This window comes from Thermococcus sp. MAR1, assembly GCF_012027305.1.
GTDB lineage: Archaea > Methanobacteriota_B > Thermococci > Thermococcales > Thermococcaceae > Thermococcus.
In genome coordinates this window covers 278287-296239 of sequence record NZ_SNUF01000001.1, presented here as the reverse complement: position 1 = coordinate 296239, position 17953 = coordinate 278287, and the positions used below count along the sequence as shown (strand labels likewise).

Sequence of the window (17953 nt, the reverse complement as noted above, 5' to 3'; positions counted from 1 at the left end):
ATAATAATTTAAGCCTTTCGGCTTCAATCCACAAACGCCAGCCCGTTCCACAGCTCCCTCATCTCGCGCGTTGCATCGGGATAGACCCTCTTGAATGTTATCCTCCAGTAGCCGTTGCCCAGATCCTCTATGTCCTCGATGTGGATCTTCACACCGAGCCTCTCGAAGTGAGTCACCATTTTATGGGCGGTGCTTATGCTCTTCACCCTCACCGTAAAGACCTCCTCGACCTCGCCGCCGTTGGCGACCTCGTGGATGCTCTCGACGAAAGGCCGGAGGAGGGCCTTTCCGAGGGCCTTCGCGTACTCATCGAACTCTTCCCCCTTAACGTGCTTTTCGGCTAGGTAGAAAGCGAGGCGTTTAATCCTCCCCATGAAGTAGCCATGGGGCAGGTCAAAGAATATGTGCGAGCCTATCTTAATGTCGTTGATGTTGGCGTAGGGAGTAACGTATTTCGCGATTCTCTTCATGTCGGGCGTTTTCATCACTACTCCCTCGCGCTTCTCCCTACTGAGCCGTTCGATGAGGTCATAAAGTTCATCTATACGAGAGCGGTTGAAGAGACCGAATCTCTCCACCTGTTCGATCCCGTACTCCTCGGCAAGTTTATATCTTTCCTCCACCGGAAGGCTTCGCCCGGTTCCCTTCTCCTGGATGTCAAAGAGGAAGAACTCTATGTCCTCCTTCACGTAGGGCGGCCCCTCGACGATGTACGGGCTTTCGGGCCCGGCCATCTCACCGGCCAGGACAAGGTTGGGGTAATCTTTGAAGAACTCATCGTTGACGAAGTCGAGAATCCTCTCGGTCGTGAAAGGACAGATAAAGCCGCCCCTCGTTAGAGCGAGAACTCTGTCCCTCACCTTCACGACACGGACGTTGTAGCCGTCCACCTTCTCCTCGACGTAGAAGGATCTGTTTTTGAAGACCCTTTTTACCCCCTTCTCCAGCTGGACAATGCGCTTTATGTGGGGGAAGCCCAGAACAACATCGCCGTTCTCAAAGACGACCGTCCCGCGTCGAAAGCCCTTGGCAGAATCCCGGAAGCGGACGTATCTTATGCCTTCGAATTCCCCCTCCACAACTCCACCCTTGCCCTCAAGAACCGCCAGCCTGTCCTCTGGCAGACCGAGCTTGAGAAGGGTTGCCCTAAAGCCTGAGCTTACCATCGTCCCACCAGTCTAAGTTGGGTGGCATCGTTAATAATCATTATGAATATATGACAAAAACCATCGGTCAGGGGCACAAAACACATTACGAAAATGTAGAAGAGGACAAGCGCTGCGCTTCAGCGTTGCGCTTTAGCGCTTCATGGTCGAGAGAACCTTGCTGGTGATGTCGTTGCCTTCCTTGTCGTAGATCCTGTAGTAGGCGCTGTAGGGCAGCTTCATCTTGGCCCTGTGCATCGCTCCAAGGGCGAACTTGAGGTGGTTCTCGTTCACCCAGACGGTGAGTATCTTCTGATCCTTCCTGACGCGAGCGGCTAAGCCGATCGGCTTTCCGAAGGGCCTCCTCATACCGTTTCCGTAACGGTCGGCCTTCCTTCCGGTTGCCATCGGGTTTTCCCTGAGAACCTGGAACGGGTAAACCCTTATCTTGAAGTGGTAGTTGCTCCTTCCGACGTTCTTCTGGAGGTACCTGTTCACCTGGATACGGATGGCCTCAAGGGCGTTCTGCCTTATCTGCATGGCCTGCTCCGCGTGAAGGCTGACCTCGTACTGGAATTCAGCCGAAAGGTTGCCCATGTCGAAGATCGTTATCTTCGGACCGGGCGCACCGCGTATATATTCCCTCCTCGTGTAAGCGGGCTTGTCAACGTCCCTATCAATCTTGGCTGGTCTCAGTCCCATACTCTCACCTCCAAATGAGCCTGACCTCCGAGTGAATCGGTTTACGGGCTTTTCCTACTCCCGTCGCCGGTTTCGGACATCAGCCCGAAGGCCGGGTCTTCGGCCCGTTACCCCTTCAAGGGGTTATCAGCACCCGCAGTAATCCCAATGAGAGCTAAGCCTAAACTTAGCTTGCCGTCGCTTTTATAAAAGTTTTGGAGTTTCCACCAAAGGGCACTCACTCCCCTCCGCCTTTAAGCTTAACGCTCTGCCAAAGCAGAACCACTGAAACGGGTGTGAATGCCAGCAGTGCGAGGTTGAGCGTCAAGATGCCGTGAAGCTCGCCCAGCGAGTACGCAAAACCGAACAGCATTCCTCCCAGGAAAGTCGAGAGGTTCTGAACGCCATTAACGCCCCCGATGGCAAGGGAGGAGCGGTGATATGAAGCAAGAACCTTTCTGGAAATCGGCCGAAAGCTCTGGAAAGCGAAGAGCGCCAGAAATATCCCCAGGAAAACCGTCGGGGCGGTCTTTACAGCGGCAAGGAGCGGTGAGAGCGCAGCCATTAGAGACGTGAGCAGAACCATCCGCCTCTCGCTCCTCACGTCGGCAAGCCAAGAAGCGAAGTAGCTGAGCATCGCGGCGAGGAAACCCGCCCAGCCGATGAGCGTGGCGGTTCTTGCCTTCTCCATACCAAGGGCCTCAGAAACGTAGACGTAGGTTATCTCACCGGAAGTGAAAGCCACTATCACCGCCATCAGCGAGGCGATGATTAGAACCCTCTTGGGTTCGAGGCTCGGCTTTTCACCGTCGGGGGTTTTCTTCCTCTTGGGCGTTATTCTCTCGTAGAGGAGAAGGTAACTGGCCACCATTATCAGACCCGTCAGGACAAAGAACGCGGAAGAAATCCACATCTGCTTGGCAAGTCCGAGGTCTATCGTGTAGGCGTAGACGTAGTTTCCAAGGAGGGAAGCGATGCTGCCGAAGAAGAAGTAGACCGCGGTAACCCTCGCCCTTATCTCCTTCGGGGTCGCTACGGCTATGACGAACTGCGCCATCGGCCAGCTCAGACCGTTTAGAAAGCCGTTGAGGAGCTTTATTCCCGCAACCTGGAACCAGGTTGAGGTCAGGGGATAGAGCTGGACAGCTAGAGCGTTTCCCATCATAGCTACCGCACCGATATAGACGAGCCTCTTACCCCTTTCGAGCATCAGCCCGCCAAAGACTGAGGAAAATGCCCTCGCGAGCACAAACGACATCGAGACGATTGAAACGGAAAGCATAGAGGCCTGTAGTATATCACGGGTGTAGAACGCTATGGCCGGAGTGGCAAGGCGGAAGGCTATCGTGCCTGTGAAGGCTGACAGTATGAGCAGGAGTATTCCGGCGAGACGTCTGGATTCCATACGACCACCTTCTGAACGTTAGATAAAGATTTTAAAAGTCTTGGCCATGCCGAAGATTTTTCAATCATAGGGAGAATAAATGAGTGGGGTTTCAACTAATTGCCACAAACCCCCAGCGAACCCTTTTTATATTTCATCTCCAAACTCCCGCCGAGGTGATGCTGATGGAGCTTAGGTTCAACATGGAGTATGAAGAAGCCTACAGAGAGGTTTACGAACTCGTCAAGCCGAAATACAAGCTCTTCACGGCAGGACCGGTTGCCTGTTTCCCGGAGGTTCTCGCGATAATGAGCGTCCAGATGTTCAGCCATCGTTCGGCCGAAGCGAAGGAAGTTCACGTTGATACCCTTAACAGGCTCAAGGCTTTTCTTGAGGCTGACAAGGGGGAAATAATCCTCTTCCCGAGCTCCGGAACCGGCTTCATGGAGGCTGCGGTTAGAAACACCGTCCCGAGGGGAGGGAAAGTCCTCGTCACCACCATAGGCGCCTTTGGGGACAGGTTCAAAGATGTGGTCGAGAGCAACGGTAGGAAAGCCGCCATCCTGAGTAAGGAGCCTGGATACGCAATCAAGCCGGAGGAGCTCGACGAGGCCATCAGAAAGAACCCCGACGTCGTTGCGGTAACCATAACCTACAACGAGACCTCGACCGGCGTCCTCAACCCGCTCCCCGAGCTGGCGAAGGTCGTCCACGAGCATGACAAGCTCCTCTTCGTCGATGCTGTCTCAGCCATGGGTGGCGCGGACATAAAGTTCGACAAATGGGGCCTCGACATGATATTCGCCAGCTCGCAGAAGGCCTTCGGCGTCCCGCCTGGGCTGGCAGTTGCAGCGGTCAGCGAGAGGGTTTTCGAGATAGCCGAGAAGATGCCTGAGCGCGGCTGGTACTTCGACCTGCCGCTCTACAAGAAGTTCAACGAGAAGAAGAAGGGAACGCCCTCAACCCCACCGCTCCCTCAGATATTCGGCCTCAACGTCGTTCTGAGAATTGTTGAAAAGATGGGCGGCAAAGATGCCTGGCTCGGAATGTACAGGAAGAGGAGCGAGATGATACGCGAAGGCGTCAAGGAGATGGGTCTCGGAATTCTCGCCGAGCCGGGCTACGAGAGCCCAACGATAACGGCCGTTGTCGTTCCAGAGGGAATGAAGGGCGTCGACGTTTACAACGCGATGCGCGAGCGCGGCTTCGAGCTGGCCAAAGGTTACGGAAGCGTGGCGGAGAAGACCTTCAGGATTGGGAACATGGGGTACATGACCTTTGATGACATCGAGGAGATGCTCGCCAACCTCCGCGAGGTCATAGAAAAGCTTAAGGCATGATGTTTCTTTTTATCTTTTAGTGGAAGGCATGGTCTCAAAGAAGCTGATTGCAGCATGGTTTGTTCTCAACTTTTTCATCTTCTGGAGCGTTGGTCTCTACACCAGCGGTTATTCACTTGAGGGTTACCTGCCAAGAGAGACAGAAGAGGCCAGGACGTATGGCCCCATAGTTTACACACTACCCGATGACCCCCCGGATGAACTGCTTTACATGAGTGATGGAAGCGGCAACATCTACTACTACATAGTCTGGAAGGACGAATACTTCGGCAACTGGCTGATAGACAGGCTCTACCGGTTCTTCCGGGCCCTTGTTTACGGGGGAGCAACAGAGGACATAGAAGTGGTGAAGGTCTTTCCCCACAACCGCACGGTCTACTTCCAGACTTACGAGCACACGGACGTTTGGGCCGTTGTGAACCCAGACGGGAGCTGTGTGTGGTTCGAGAGGGACCTAACCGTTCCCGACTGTGCCGAAAATGGTACTCACGTTAAGGTCTATTCCGTAACGTGGAACCATATGCTCTCCATTATTCCCGCGGAGGGCACTGAGAGGGTTACACTTCCCATGAGGCACATGACGCCGGGGGACTACGTTATCCTCGGGATGTTCAGGAGAACCCAGCACACCATAGCGGGCGTTGCGGTAAGCTCCCTATTAATCGCGCTGATAGTCACAGCTGCGTTCAACATTGTCCTGTACGTTTCATGGAGAAAGGGCTATCTAACAAAGGAAGGACAGATGAGGATCATAAATGAAGTCAAAGATGAGTGGAAAGACCTGAAAAAGAAGCTAAAGGACTAAATGACCAGCCTTAGCTCCCCGTTCTTTACCTCGTATATCCGGTTTATACTCTTCCTGCCTGTCCTGAAGTCCCTCCTGAGTTCCACGACGATGTCAAACTTGTCGAAGGTCTCGCCGCTTATCCTGAGCCAGTGCCTGACTTCGTCCTTTATGTCACTGGTAAGGGCAAGGGATGTCACTATAAACGCGTAGTCATCTATTAGCTCCCGGAAGACCCTCGAAACATCGATAGTGTGGATGGTGTCGATAACAACGTAATCCGGGTTCAGGGCCTTTATTCTTGATATAACGTCCGAGGTGCGCCTTTCCAGGGGCTGGCTGTCGAACTGGGTGTCTATGACAACTATATTCGGCTTGAAGGGCTTGAACTCGCCGTAAGCGGTTATAACAGCGACCTTCCAGTTATCGGGGATATAATGCATCAGGGCCTCGACGAGCTTGGTCTTTCCGGAGCGGCTCGATCCGACCACGAGGATGTCCTTCTTGGAGAGAATCGCGTTCTTCAAAACCTCAAGCTCCTCCTCGGTTGCGGAGCCGTAGCGGACAAGGTCTTCAGGCGTGAATATGTACACTCCCATGCTTTACCACCGTATAGGGTTCTCGGCTGGCGTTATAACGCTATCGCCAGCGGTCGTTGATAAATGTCAATTAACGGCCAAGATATTGTCAATTGTTCAAAAATAGCTATAATTTAATGTCATATTTTGCCCAAAATCCAAAAGTTTTTGCATAAAGGCCATAAAGGAGAAAACCGGTGACAAAAATCAGGTGATATATATGAACGCTCTCCAAATTGTGACCAGAAAAATTGAACCAGTTATGGAAATACAGACGAGAGTTATTGACTATATGACAAGATACATGGTGGCGAAGGGCTTCAAGTGGATGCTGCCGGTCATGCTCAGCTCCATCACAGACCCGCTCTGGCCGGATCCAGCGGCGGAAGAGGCTCTCAAGCCCCCCGAGGTCGAGGTCTACGGTTCCAGACTGAGGCTGACCCACAGCATGATACTCCACAAGCAGATGGCGGTGGCGATGGGGATAGATAAGCTCTTCATCCTCTCGCCGAACATAAGGCTCGAAGGTCGCTCAGCCGACGACGGAAGGCACGCCTACGAGTTCACCCAGCTCGACTTCGAGGTAGCCTACGCCAGTATGGACGACGTGATGGGCCTCATCGAGGGACTCATCAGCGGCCTCTTCAGGGAGGCGAGAAGCTGGGGTCTTGAGAGGGAGGTTCCGAAGGTTAAACCGCCGTTCAAGCGCTTCACGCTGGAGGAGATAAAGGAGGAGTTCGGGGACGAGGACGAGGCCAGCAAAGTCATGGACGAGCCCTTCTGGGTTACCGACATCGAGAGGGAGTTCTACGACAGGGAGGATCCAGAAAAGCCGGGCCACTTCAGAAACTACGACCTCTACCTGCCTGAGGGCTATGGAGAAGTCTCAAGCGGCGGCGAGAGGGAGTGGGAGTATGAAGTGATAGTCAGTAAGATGAAGAAAGCTGGGATAAGCCTCGAAGCCTTCAGACCGTATCTGGAGGTGGCCAAGGCTGGCCTGTTAAGGCCGAGCGCAGGAGCGGGAATCGGCGTAGAGAGGCTGGTCCGCTACATGGTCGGGGCAAAGCACATAGCCGAAGTGCAGCCCTTCCCAAGGATTCCGGGCGTTCCGGCGGTGATTTGACCCCCCATGACTTTTTACATCCCTCTTAGTTCCAGTTAAAACGCCCGGAGAAGCTTCTCCGCCTCTTCAAACTTCCTTCTTCAACCAGCCTAAGCACTACCGTGTAGAGGCCTATGAGTTCGAGGTTTCCTTTGGGATTCTTGCAACGTCCTGTCCCGGCGTTGCGCGGCTGAGCAGGTAGTACAACCCCTTTCCGTGGCGCATTACTACTATTCTTACCTTATCTCTCAAGTTTTTCGGGACTGCAGTTTCTTTTTCTTCGCTCGATTTCTTCTTCCCCCCAAAGATGAACATCCCAGCCAAAGGCAAAAGCGACAAAGGCACCACCCCTCAAACTCCGCTTTCAGAAGAGATAAGCCTTTCGAAATCAGCCAAATCCCACACGAACCAGCCTTCAGCCCTGAGCTCTTCCTTCCCTTTAATACCCTTCGCCACCATTCCGTAAAACCTCTCCCCGTCTTCAAGGCCTGTAAGCCTCGCCTTTCTCCCAAGGTCTCTCAGAACTCCTTTAGCTTCCCTCAAGCTAAGGTCTTTCCACTTCACCTCGACGAAGAGAGCCTTCTTCTCACGCTCGTTCAAAGCGAGCAAATCAATTTCCTCATTCCTATGCCACCAGCGGCCGATTTTCGTGAACCTAAAGGGAAGCTTGCCCGCTTTGTTTAGCTCCCTGAGGAACTGCTCCGCTATCTTCTCAAAGACTAAACCAAGATAGCAGTTGTACTCTTCCTCAAAGTTCTCAATATAGCCAAAGTCAAAGAGCTGGGAGCGGTTTGGGTAGACAAAGCGGAACCAGAAGGTAAAGTAGAGGTCACTCAGGTAGTAGCGTGCGTTCCTCCTTCTCTCGGCTTCCCCCACTGGATGCCTCTCCTCAACTATGTGAAGTGTCTGAAGGTTGCTGAGGTACTGGGAAACAGTTGAACTTGGAAGTCCAGTAAAGCTCACTATCTCACCGAACTTTGTCTTTCCAAAGGCTATGGCCTTGAGGATGGAGAAATAGCGAGCCGGCTCCCTCAGCTCGGTTTTAAGTAGGAATTCCGCTTCATCGAATAGGAGTTTATTCGGCTGAAACACTTCTTCGAGCTTTTCTCCAGCCCTCAGCCTGAACTGAACCTCCCTTATGTATGCGGGAATGCCGTCAGTTATACCATAAATCCTTACAAGCTCCCTCCAGTCCTTCTCAGGGAAAAACCCTCTCAGATGGAAAAAGCCCAGGGGGCCAAGCTTTATGGAAAGCGTCCTTCTCCCGTAGAGTGGACTTTTGTATCCAAGGACGTGGCTCTCCATGACGCTTATGGATGAACCCGTCAGAACGAGCTTGATGTCCTTTAGTCCCTCCCAGATTTTCTGGAACTTCGATACTATAGCCCGATTGGATTTTATCAGGTTCGGGAACTCGTCTATTATGATGACCACTCCGGAACCGTCGAGAAGCTTGAAGAGTTCTTCCCAAGAGAGTTCGGCCTTCTCAATAAGAGAGTTCTTCAGTACCCTGGCAACTGAACTCCGAAAAGCCCGCAGGTTTTCCTCCTCTAGAGTCTCCTCAGCGAAGAAGTACAGATGTCTCATACCCTCCACGGATTTTTTAACAAGGGCAGTCTTTCCTACCCTTCTCCGGCCATAGATTATTACGAGCTCTTTTCTATTGCTTCCATATGCTCTATTCAACGCTTCCAGTTCCCGAGTTCTATTCACAAATAGTTCATTCATGATTATGATAATTGCATATGAACTATTTAAACGTTATCCCGAAACCAGCGAAAAATAAAAATCACGAGAAAAGCTCCACCGGCGAGTAGCCTTCCCTCACCTTCTCCATTTTCAGCTCCATTCCGAAGGCGTTGGTGACTGTTCCGCTCTTCTCTGCCCACACTCCCGCTGGAACCACGAGGACGTCCCCGGGCAGTTCTTTCGCTGGCCGGCCAACGACGACATAGGCCTCGCTCTCCGGGATTCCAGTTATTCCGGCCTTGATAAGACCAGCGGCATTGACGCCTTCGTGGAGAATCAGTGTCGGCACCTCCAGCGGCTCTGCCGGGCCCTCCAGAATGGCCGCGTCGTAGCCCTCCTCGACGATTTCCTTGTCCTTCAGGAGTACTTTGAGGAGCGGGAACTTCTCCGGGTCTGCCTTCAGGAGAACCCTCCTGGCGTTTCTGACATCCTCCAGTGTGGCCGTGGAGATGCTTCCACCAACTGTCGAGCCTAATGGAATGCCCTTCTCCTCAGCGAAGGCCCTGAGCCAGGCTATTTCTTCGTTGGTAAGCTCCGGCGTCAAAATCAGGGCGTAGCTCCTCTCGGTGAGGAACTTCTTGGCTTCTTCCCAGCTCACCGGCTTTCCGTTGAGGAGCGGCCCGGTTAAATCCTCGGCCCAGGGCCTGTTAAAGCGACAGACGTCACAGAGGTGGCCGTTCCAAGAGTTTTCTACCCTTGAAGCCCTCACGAGCATGCCGTCGTAAACTTCAACGTTCATCTCGCAGGCGAAGGAACAGCCGTTGCAGACGGTCTTAACTGGAGTTGTCTTCCATGGCCCGGGCTTGACGAACGGAGTCTTTTCCGTTATCGCCCCAACGGGACAGAGGTCTATCATCTCGCCTATAAACTGACCATGCATGTCTCCGAGGCTCTCCCCGAGCGGCGGTGAGATTCTCGTCTTAAACCCGCGGAACAGGTAGTCGAGGACGCCCTCTCCAGCAACCTCGTGGGTGAAGTTGACGCACTGGCCGCAGAGGACGCACTTGTTGTTGTCGAGGGTAACGAACGGGTGGCTCTCGTCGAGCTCGAACCCCTTTTGCTCTCCCTCAAAGGCGTGCTGTTGAGCGTTGTAGAGCGTCGCGTACTCCCTCAGCTTGCACCGGAAGACCTCCATACAGCCGCAGCTCATACAGCGCCTCGCTTCTTCAAGAACCTGCTCCTCGGTTAGGGCCGGCTCAACCTCATCAAAGGTTCTTTTCCTCTTTTCCGGGTCTAGGAGCCTAACCTTCGCCCTCGGCTTTCTTTCAACGCCCTCGTAGTCCTTCTCGGTGACTTTCTTCCAGTGGTTGTAGGGCCTGAGGTCGAAGAGAACCCTGTAAAGGTCATCATCGCTTAGAACTTCCTCGATGTGCTTTTCGGGCTCGGTGAGAACGGCTTTAGCCTTCTCTAGCTTGCCCTTGAGGTACAGGTCTATCATTATCGCGGCCCTTCTTCCGGTGGCTATGCTCTCGATGACCGTTGATGGCCCGAGGACGAGGTCGCCGCCAGCGAATACGCCTGGAACGCTCGTCTGGAGCGTCACCTCATCAACGACCGCCTTTCCGCGCCTTGCCTCGATACCGAGGGCCTTTAAGAACTCCTCGTCGCAGTACTGGCCTATCGCGAGGATAACGTTGTCGGCTTTAACCCTAAACTCCGAACCCTCTATCGGTATCGGCCTCCGCCTTCCGCTTGAATCTGGCTCGCCGAGGCGCATCCTGATGAGCTCTACCTCCTCGACCTTATCTTTTCCAAGAATCTTCACCGGGTTCGTGAGGAAGAGGAACTCGACGCCTTCCTCCATGGCCTCTTCAACTTCCCTCTCGTTGGCGGGCATCTCAGCCTTCGAGCGACGGTAAACGACGGTAACCTTGGCTCCAAGCCTTAAAGCAGTCCTTGCAACGTCCATCGCGGTGTTTCCGCCGCCGACGACTATGACACGCTCCCCGAGCTCGACCTTTTCGCCGGTGTTGACCTTCCTGAGGAACTCTATGCCGTGCATCACTCCCTCAAGATCCTCACCAGGAATTCCCATCTTTCTGCTTCTCCAGGCCCCAACGCCGAGGAAGACGGCATCGTACTTCCCGCGGAGCTCCTCAAGGGTCACGTCCCTTCCAAGGGCGGTGTTGGTCTTCACCTCTATTCCCGTGTTTATGACCGTCGCTATGTCCTTGTCCAGAACGTCCCTCGGCAGCCTGTAGGGCGGGATTCCGTAGCGCATCATTCCTCCTAAGTGAGGCATCGCCTCGATTATCGTGACCTCGTGACCCATCGTCCTGAGGTAGTATGCGCACGCCAATCCAGCGGGGCCGCCACCCACGACGGCAATCCTCTTCCCAGTAGAAGGCGGAATCTCCGGCATCCACGGGTTATCCTCAAGGTCGTAGTCGGCGGCAAACCTCTTGAGCTGCCTTATCGCGAGGGGCTCTTCCACGAGGTTCCTCCTGCAGGCGTCCTCACAGAAGGCCGGGCAGACCCTTCCGAGCACAGCCGGCAGGATGTACTTCTCCTTCATCAGCTTGACCGCCTCGTGGTACTTGCCCATCGCTATGAGTGAGAGGTAGCCCTGAACGTCGCTGTGCGCCGGACAGCCATCCTGACAGGGGCCGATACAGTCGCCGTAGTGGTCAGAGAGGATTAGCTCAAGCGCCGTTTTCCTCATCGAAACGACTTCGTCGCTCAGCGTTTCTAACTCAAGCCCCTCCATCGGCCTGAGGGTGCACGAGGTGGTGACCCCCCTCCTGGTGGAGACGAGACAGAGCCTGCAGGAGCCGTAGGGGTCGAGCTCGCTCGTGTAGCAGAAGCCGGGAACATGGGTTATTTCACGGAGGAAGTCTATGAGCGGCTTTCCTTCCGGGGCATCAATCTCTTTCCCGTTGACTATGATCTTAACCATCTCACTCACCCCCCGCATCGACTATCTCTATGGCGTTGAACCGGCACACCTCGTAGCAGGTCCCGCACTTGATGCACTCCTCTTGGTTTATGACGTGGGGCTTGAGCCTCTCGCCGCTGATGGCCTTGACGGGACAGAAGATCGCACACGCTGTACAGCCCGTGCACTTCTCGGTTATTATGACGTACCTGATGAGCGGCTTGCAGACCTTGGCGGGGCATTTCCCTTTGATGTGGGCGAGGTATTCGTCCCTGAAGTAGCGGAGCGTCGTCAGAACCGGGTTAGGTGCCGTCTGCCCGAGGCCGCAGAGAGAGCCGGCCTTGACCTGATAAGCCAAGCTCTCAAGCTTTTCGAGGTCTTCCTCCGTTGCCTCGCCTTTGGTGAACCTGTCCAGTATCTCCCACATCCTTTTAGTGCCCAGACGGCAGAAGGTGCACTTCCCGCAGGATTCCTTCACGGTAAAGTCGAGGAAGAACTTTGCCACATCGACCATACAGGTGTCCTCGTCCATGACGACCATTCCGCCGCTCCCCATTATCGCTCCAGTAGCGTTCACGCTCTCGTAGTCAACGGGCGTGTCGAAGAGGTACTCGGGAATACAGCCGCCCGAGGGACCGCCGAGCTGGACGGCTTTTATCCTCTTGCCGGTCTTTGTCCCCCCACCTATCTCGTAGAGTATCTCCCTCAGCGTCATTCCCATCGGTACCTCGACGTTTCCGCCGTGCTTTATCTTGCCCGAGAGGGCGAAGACCTTCGTCCCCTTGCTCTTCTCGGTTCCTATCGAGGCGTAGGCCTCCCAGCCGTGCTTGATTATCCACGGCACGTTCGCCCACGTTTCCACGTTGTTGATGTTCGTCGGCTTGCCCCAGAGGCCCTTCTGGGCCGGATAAGGCGGCCTCGGTCTCGGCATTCCGCGCCTGCCCTCTATCGATGCTATCAAAGCGGTTTCCTCACCGCAGACGAACGCTCCGGCGCCTTCCTTGATGACGATGTCGAAGGAAAAGCCCGAGCCGAGGATGTTCTCGCCCAGGAAGCCCCTCTCCTTAGCCTGCTTCAGCGCTATCCTCAGCCTCCTTATGGCGAGCGGGTATTCTGCTCTAACGTAGATGAACCCTTTGGTTGCCCCAATCGCGTAGGCACCGATTATCATGCCTTCAATAACTCGGTGCGGGTCGCCTTCGAGCACGTTCCTGTCCATGAATGCCCCGGGGTCGCCCTCGTCGGCGTTGCAGACTATATACTTCACGTCCCCCTTGGCCTCCCTGGCGAACTTCCACTTCAGGCCGGTCGGGAAGCCCGCACCGCCCCTCCCCCTCAGACCGGACTTCATGATGACGTCTATTATCTCCTCGGGCTCCATTTTGAGGGCCTTTTTGAGGGCTTCGTAGCCTCCAACGGCGATGTACTCGTCGATGTTCTCGGGGTCTATGTAGCCGGAGTTTTCGAGCACTATCTTCCTCTGTTTTGCGAAGTAGCCGTCAACATCCCACGTCTTTCTCTCGCCGTCCTCCCACCAGTCGCGCTTGACTATCCATTCCTCGACCGGCTTTCCGTTGAGGACGTGCTCCTCTATAATCCGGGGGACCTTCTTGGGGTCAACGTGACCGTAGGTGATTATCTCATCATCGGTGATTATGTCAACCAGTGGCTCGCGGTAGCACATGCCGACACAGCCGACTATCTTGAGCTTCACGTCGAGGTTTCTTCTCTCAATCTCGGCCTTTATAGCCTCGTAGGTTTCCCTCGCGCCGGCAGCTATTCCACAGGAGTTCATGCCGACTGCGATGGCCTTGATTTCAGACATCGAGCTTCCCCTCCCTTAGCTTTCTCATCAGCTTCCTGACCTTGTCAGGATTCAGCTTTCCGAAGACCTTGTCGTTTATCATTATGACCGGGGCCAAACTGCAGCATCCGAGACAGGCGACGCGCTCCAGCGTCACGAGGCCGTCCTCTGTCGTCTGCCCCTCTTGGATTCCAAGCTCCTCCGTTATGGCCTGGGATATATTGACGGCACCGTTCACGTGACATGCCGTCCCGTGGCAGATTTTGACGACGTATTTTCCGAGGGGTTCAAACCTGAACTGGGCGTAGAAGGTAGCGACGCCGTAGACCCTGCTGAGCGGGACACCGACGTAGTTCGCTATCTCCTCAAGGGCCTCCCTGGGGAGGTAGCCGAACTTTTCCTGAGTTCGCTGGAGAAGGGGAATCAGCGAGCTCGGTTCCGGCGGATAAGAGCGGATATAACCGAGGGAAGATTCCATTTTGCATCACCGCAAGGGTTTTTCGGAAAAACTTCGACTTTGATGTTTATAAGCGTGCACTAAAGTACAAGTTTGTAACGTCTGGTTGGCAACCATTTGTTTGAAAAATTCTTAAATCAATCCTTTACAAACTTAAAATCGTAAGCCCGTTAGAGGCGGTGATGCCCTTGAGATACATAAAATTGCCTTCCGAAAACTTTGAGAAGTTCTTCAAGTCACTCGAAGCCTGGGGCACTGTCTATGCTCCAGTAAGGAAGGGGAGCATATATTCTTTCCAGGAGGTTCATGACCCCAGCGAGATGGCTCTCGACTACAACAGAACCATGCTCCCGCCAAAGAAGTTCTTTTTCAGGCCCAAAGAGGCCATTCTCAGGCTGAAAAACGGCCGCTGGGAAGATGAGGTAGAAGCAGAGCCGATGGTTCTCTTTGGACTCCATTCCTGTGATATCCACGGCCTCAAGATACTCGACAGGGTGTACCTCGATGAGCCCGCTGACCCGTACTACAAGAGCAGGCGCGAGAGGACCCTGATAATAGGGATAAGCTGTATGCCGGACGAGTACTGCTTCTGCAAGAGCCTCGGCACGCACTTCGCCATGGACGGCTTCGACCTGTTCCTGCACGAATTGCCCGACGGATGGCTTGTGAGAATAGGCAGCGTCCGCGGCCACGAGATAGCCTGGGAAAACGGTGAGCTGTTCGAAGAGGTGACCGACGAAGACCTGGCCAACTTCAAGGAGTTCGAGGAGAGGCGCGCAAATGCGTTCCAGAAGGAGCTCCCGCAGGAGGGCCTCGCCGACATGCTCGATCTGGCATACAACAGCCCGGTGTGGAAGAAGTACGCCGAGATATGCCTCGCCTGCGGCAACTGCAACATGGTCTGTCCGACGTGCCGCTGCTACGAGGTCTGTGACCGCTGGATGGACGCTTACAAAGCAGTCCGCGAGAGGCGCTACGACTCGTGCTTCATGGAGAACCACGGGCTGGTTGCCGGAGGCCACAACTTCAGGCCGACCCGCTTGGACCGCTTCAGGCACCGCTACTACTGCAAGAGCTACTTTGACCCGTCAGCGGGCTACAACTGCGTCGGATGTGGAAGATGCGACGAGTTCTGCCCGGCGAAGATAGAGCACGTTAAGGTTCTTGAGGAGGTTAGGGGGTCTCTGAAATGAGCGAGAACCCGTACCAGACGTACGACGCAAGGATTCTCGAAGTGAAGGACCTGACATCGAGGGAGAAGCTCTTCACACTACGCTTCCTCGACCCCGAAGTTGGAGAGAAGTTCGAGTTCAGGCCCGGGCAGTTCGTCATCGTTGACATACGCGGTTTCGGAGAGTTCCCGATAAGCATATGCTCGTCCCCAACGAGAAAGGGCTACCTCCAGCTCTGCATTAGAAAAGCCGGCAGAATGACAAAGTTCATACACAAGATGAAGGAGGGCGACATAATAGGGATCCGCGGGCCCTACGGAAACGGCTTCCCCATGGAGGAGATGGAGGGCTCGAACCTTATCCTCGTCGCCGGCGGCCTCGGGATGGCGCCGTTAAGATCCGTCCTCTGGTACGCGATTGATTCAGGAAAATATGAACACATCTGGCTCCTCTACGGCACGAAGGCCTACGAGGACATCCTCTTCAGGGATGAAATAATACACCTCCTGAAGCACGGCGAGGCCATGAACTGTAGCGTCAAGCTTGCCTACGAGGTTGAAAGTCCATCGTGCATCTATCTGGAAAGAGGCTTCTCCGACAGGGTGTGCAGGGGTGTCGTCACAGACCTATTCAGGGGAGAGGAGTTCGACGTGGAGAAGACCTATGCCCTCATCTGCGGCCCGCCGGTCATGTACAAGTTCGTGATAAGGGAGCTCCTCGACAGAAAACTCTCACCGGGCAGGATTTACATGACGCTCGAAAGGCGCATGCGCTGTGGGATAGGCAAGTGCGGCCACTGCATCGTCGGAACGAGCACGTCCATCAAGTACGTCTGCAAGGACGGACCGGTCTTCACCTACTGGGATGCTCTCTCCACGAGGGGGTTGATATGATGGAGGAGCTCAAGCTGGGGGTTTTCGAGCTTACAGACTGCGGCGGCTGTGCACTAAACATTCTCTTCCTCTACGAGAAGCTCTTCGACCTCCTCGAGTTCTACGAGATAACCGAGTTCCACATGGCGACCAGCCTGAGCGAGGGGAACCACTACGACGTGGCACTCGTAACGGGAACCGTCTCGACCCAGCGCGACCTGAACCTGCTCAAGGAGGCAAGGAACCACTCGGAGTACCTCATAGCCCTGGGGACATGTGCGACCCACGGCTCCGTTCAGGGGAGCGTTGAGCTACCCATCAGGGAGAAGCTGAAGGCAGTCTACGGAGACGGTGGGAACCCGATGCGCGCCCTCGACTCCAAACCGGTCGTCGAATACGTCGCCGTTGATTTCGCCCTCCCCGGATGCCCGTACGACAAGGAGGAAGTCTACCAGGTACTCATGGACATCGCCAAGGGCATCGAGCCCGTTAGAAAGGACTACCCGGTCTGCCTTGAGTGCAAGCTCAACGAGTACGAGTGTGTGCTGGTGAAGAGAGGCCTTCCCTGCCTCGGCCCGATAACCTACGGCGGCTGCAAAGCCGTCTGCGTGCGCTCCGGCCTTGGGTGCATAGGGTGCAGAGGCCCGCTACCCGGAGAGGTGAACCCGGCCAGCGAGTACGAGATACTCAAGAGCCTCGGCTACGATGACGAGTACATCATAAGGAAGTTCAAGACCTTTGCGAGGTGGGAGCCATGATAATTGAGATGCGGGAATTCACGCGCGTTGAGGGCAACGGCAAAGCCGAGATAGTCATCGAGGACGGCGAGGTAAAGGACGTCAGGCTTCAGATCATCGAAGGGCCGAGATTCTTCGAACTGCTCACCCTGGGGAGACACTACTACGACGTTCCGGACCTTGAAGCGAGGATATGCGCCATCTGCTATTTATCGCACAGCGTTGCCTCGGTCATTGGAATCGAGAGGGCCTTTGGGGTTGAAGTCCCGGAGGAGATAACGCTCCTCAGGGAGCTCGGTCTGATAGGGGAGTTCCTTGAGAGCCACTCACTCCACCTATACCTCCTCGTTGCACCTGACGTCTTCGGCTACCCCGACGCAATAAGGATGGCCACGAAGCACGGCGAACTCGTGAAGGAGGGACTGGCGCTCAAAGCCTTTGGCAACAGGCTCAGGGTAATGGTGGGCGGCAGGGAGATACACGGCATAAACGTCAAGCCGGGAGGATTTGGGAGGTATCCGACCGTTGAAGAGCTGGAGGAAATAGAGAGGGAAAGCGAAGTCCTTCTAAGACTGGCAAGACGTGCCGTGAGGCTCTTCGCACAGTTAGACCCCTACGGGGCAAAAGCGAAACACTTCGTCGCCACCGACGGCTACCTCTGGGGTAAAAAGCTGATATCCGACGAACCCGGGGAGTTTCACTACACCGAGAGGATAGAGGAGCGCTCCCTCGTTTACAGCTTCGCCAAGCAGAGCCGCTACAAGGGCGAGGCGTTCTTTGTCGGAGCGCTACCGAGGCTTCTCCTGAAGTCGGAGATGCTCACACCCACCGCCAGGAGGCTCTTTGAGGAGCACAGGGAGAAACTGGAAACCGGCTACGTCAGCTACAACAACCTGGCCCAGGCGATAGAGCTTGTGTATTCCCTAGAAAGGGCGAACGAAATAGCAAAGACCCTGCTCGACAGGGGCATCGAAGGGGAAAACGTCCCCGTTGAGCCAAGGGAAGGGGAGGGAATCGGCTACGTCGAGGCCCCGCGGGGGCTGCTCATCCACCACTACAGGATAGACAATAGCGGCAATATCGCTTACTCCAACATCATAACCCCAACCGCGCTGAACCACGCGATGATAGAGGCCAGCCTCCTGAAAGAGGCCAGGGAACTTTACGGAGAAGTCGACGAGGGCAGGATGATAGGGCGCCTTGAGGAGACGGTGAGGGCATTCGACCCGTGCATCTCCTGCTCCGTGCACTTGGTGAAGCTCTAGGCCGGTAA

Annotated in this window: 16 protein-coding genes; 7 read left to right on the top strand and 9 right to left on the bottom strand. The window is 54.8% G+C overall.

Annotated elements, in window-relative coordinates; all coding sequences use genetic code 11:
* Positions 1–23 precede the first annotated feature (23 nt).
* From E3E25_RS01640 to E3E25_RS01630, 3 genes are all read right to left on the bottom strand, one after another.
* Positions 24–1166 carry an RNA ligase gene (locus E3E25_RS01640; RefSeq protein ID WP_167891568.1) on the bottom strand — a complete coding sequence of 381 codons (1143 nt, stop codon included), beginning with the start codon at positions 1164–1166 and terminating at the stop codon, positions 24–26.
* A 132-nt stretch (positions 1167–1298) separates the two neighbouring features.
* Positions 1299–1847 carry a 50S ribosomal protein L16 gene (locus tag E3E25_RS01635; RefSeq protein WP_167891567.1) on the bottom strand — a complete coding sequence of 183 codons (549 nt, stop codon included), beginning with the start codon at positions 1845–1847 and terminating at the stop codon, positions 1299–1301.
* A 217-nt stretch (positions 1848–2064) separates the two neighbouring features.
* Positions 2065–3231, bottom strand: coding sequence for an MFS transporter (locus E3E25_RS01630; protein WP_167891566.1), 1167 nt, complete (start codon positions 3229–3231; stop codon positions 2065–2067).
* A 164-nt stretch (positions 3232–3395) separates the two neighbouring features.
* Here E3E25_RS01630 and E3E25_RS01625 point away from each other — a divergent pair, with 164 nt between their 5' ends.
* The gene (locus E3E25_RS01625) at positions 3396–4550 is read left to right on the top strand and encodes an alanine--glyoxylate aminotransferase family protein (protein ID WP_167892592.1); all 1155 of its coding nucleotides are present in this window, start codon (positions 3396–3398) and stop codon (positions 4548–4550) included.
* Between the two features lie 28 nt (positions 4551–4578).
* Positions 4579–5355 carry a hypothetical protein gene (locus tag E3E25_RS01620; RefSeq protein ID WP_167892591.1) on the top strand — a complete coding sequence of 259 codons (777 nt, stop codon included), beginning with the start codon at positions 4579–4581 and terminating at the stop codon, positions 5353–5355.
* Here the strand turns inward: E3E25_RS01620 and E3E25_RS01615 are convergent.
* Positions 5352–5933 (bottom strand): Flp pilus assembly complex ATPase component TadA, encoded by a 582-nt coding sequence (locus E3E25_RS01615; protein WP_167891565.1) that lies wholly within the window; start codon positions 5931–5933, stop codon positions 5352–5354. The two genes, E3E25_RS01620 and E3E25_RS01615, sit on opposite strands and share 4 nt — an antisense overlap.
* Positions 5934–6126: 193 nt before the next feature.
* On the opposite strand from E3E25_RS01615, the gene E3E25_RS01610 reads away from it, so the two are divergent.
* Positions 6127–7035 (top strand): asparagine synthetase A, encoded by a 909-nt coding sequence (locus E3E25_RS01610; protein WP_370456663.1) that lies wholly within the window; start codon positions 6127–6129, stop codon positions 7033–7035.
* A gap of 111 nt (positions 7036–7146) precedes the next feature.
* Here E3E25_RS01610 and E3E25_RS01605 read toward each other — a convergent pair whose 3' ends face one another.
* From E3E25_RS01605 to nuoE, 5 genes are all read right to left on the bottom strand, one after another.
* Complete coding sequence (locus E3E25_RS01605) at positions 7147–7362, bottom strand: hypothetical protein (RefSeq protein WP_167891563.1); 216 nt, start codon at positions 7360–7362, stop codon at positions 7147–7149.
* A 3-nt stretch (positions 7363–7365) separates the two neighbouring features.
* A complete protein-coding gene (locus E3E25_RS01600; protein ID WP_167891562.1) occupies positions 7366–8742 on the bottom strand; it encodes an ATP-binding protein in 1377 nt (458 codons plus the stop codon).
* 61 nt (positions 8743–8803) lie between these two features.
* Positions 8804–11659 (bottom strand): NAD(P)-binding protein, encoded by a 2856-nt coding sequence (locus E3E25_RS01595; protein ID WP_167891561.1) that lies wholly within the window; start codon positions 11657–11659, stop codon positions 8804–8806.
* A gap of 1 nt (position 11660) precedes the next feature.
* Positions 11661–13463 carry an NADH-quinone oxidoreductase subunit NuoF gene (gene nuoF / locus E3E25_RS01590; RefSeq protein WP_167891560.1) on the bottom strand — a complete coding sequence of 601 codons (1803 nt, stop codon included), beginning with the start codon at positions 13461–13463 and terminating at the stop codon, positions 11661–11663.
* Positions 13456–13920, bottom strand: coding sequence for an NADH-quinone oxidoreductase subunit NuoE (gene nuoE / locus E3E25_RS01585; protein ID WP_055429634.1), 465 nt, complete (start codon positions 13918–13920; stop codon positions 13456–13458). Before nuoE ends, nuoF begins: the two co-directional genes overlap by 8 nt.
* A gap of 167 nt (positions 13921–14087) precedes the next feature.
* On the opposite strand from nuoE, the gene shyB reads away from it, so the two are divergent.
* The 4 genes from shyB to shyA are packed head-to-tail and all read left to right on the top strand — an operon-like array spanning position 14088 to position 17945.
* Positions 14088–15092: an NAD(P)-dependent hydrogenase/sulfhydrogenase 2 subunit beta gene (gene shyB / locus E3E25_RS01580; protein ID WP_167892590.1), complete on the top strand. Its 1005-nt coding sequence runs from the start codon at positions 14088–14090 to the stop codon at positions 15090–15092.
* Entirely contained in the window at positions 15089–15964 is an 876-nt protein-coding gene (gene shyC, locus E3E25_RS01575; RefSeq protein WP_167891559.1) for an NAD(P)-dependent hydrogenase/sulfhydrogenase 2 subunit gamma, read from the top strand. The genes shyB and shyC overlap by 4 nt, the downstream gene beginning before the upstream one ends.
* Positions 15961–16701 carry an NAD(P)-dependent hydrogenase/sulfhydrogenase 2 subunit delta gene (shyD, locus tag E3E25_RS01570; RefSeq protein WP_167891558.1) on the top strand — a complete coding sequence of 247 codons (741 nt, stop codon included), beginning with the start codon at positions 15961–15963 and terminating at the stop codon, positions 16699–16701. Before shyC ends, shyD begins: the two co-directional genes overlap by 4 nt.
* Entirely contained in the window at positions 16698–17945 is a 1248-nt protein-coding gene (gene shyA / locus E3E25_RS01565; RefSeq protein ID WP_167891557.1) for an NAD(P)-dependent hydrogenase/sulfhydrogenase 2 subunit alpha, read from the top strand. Before shyD ends, shyA begins: the two co-directional genes overlap by 4 nt.
* The last annotated feature ends 8 nt before the right edge of the window (positions 17946–17953 follow it).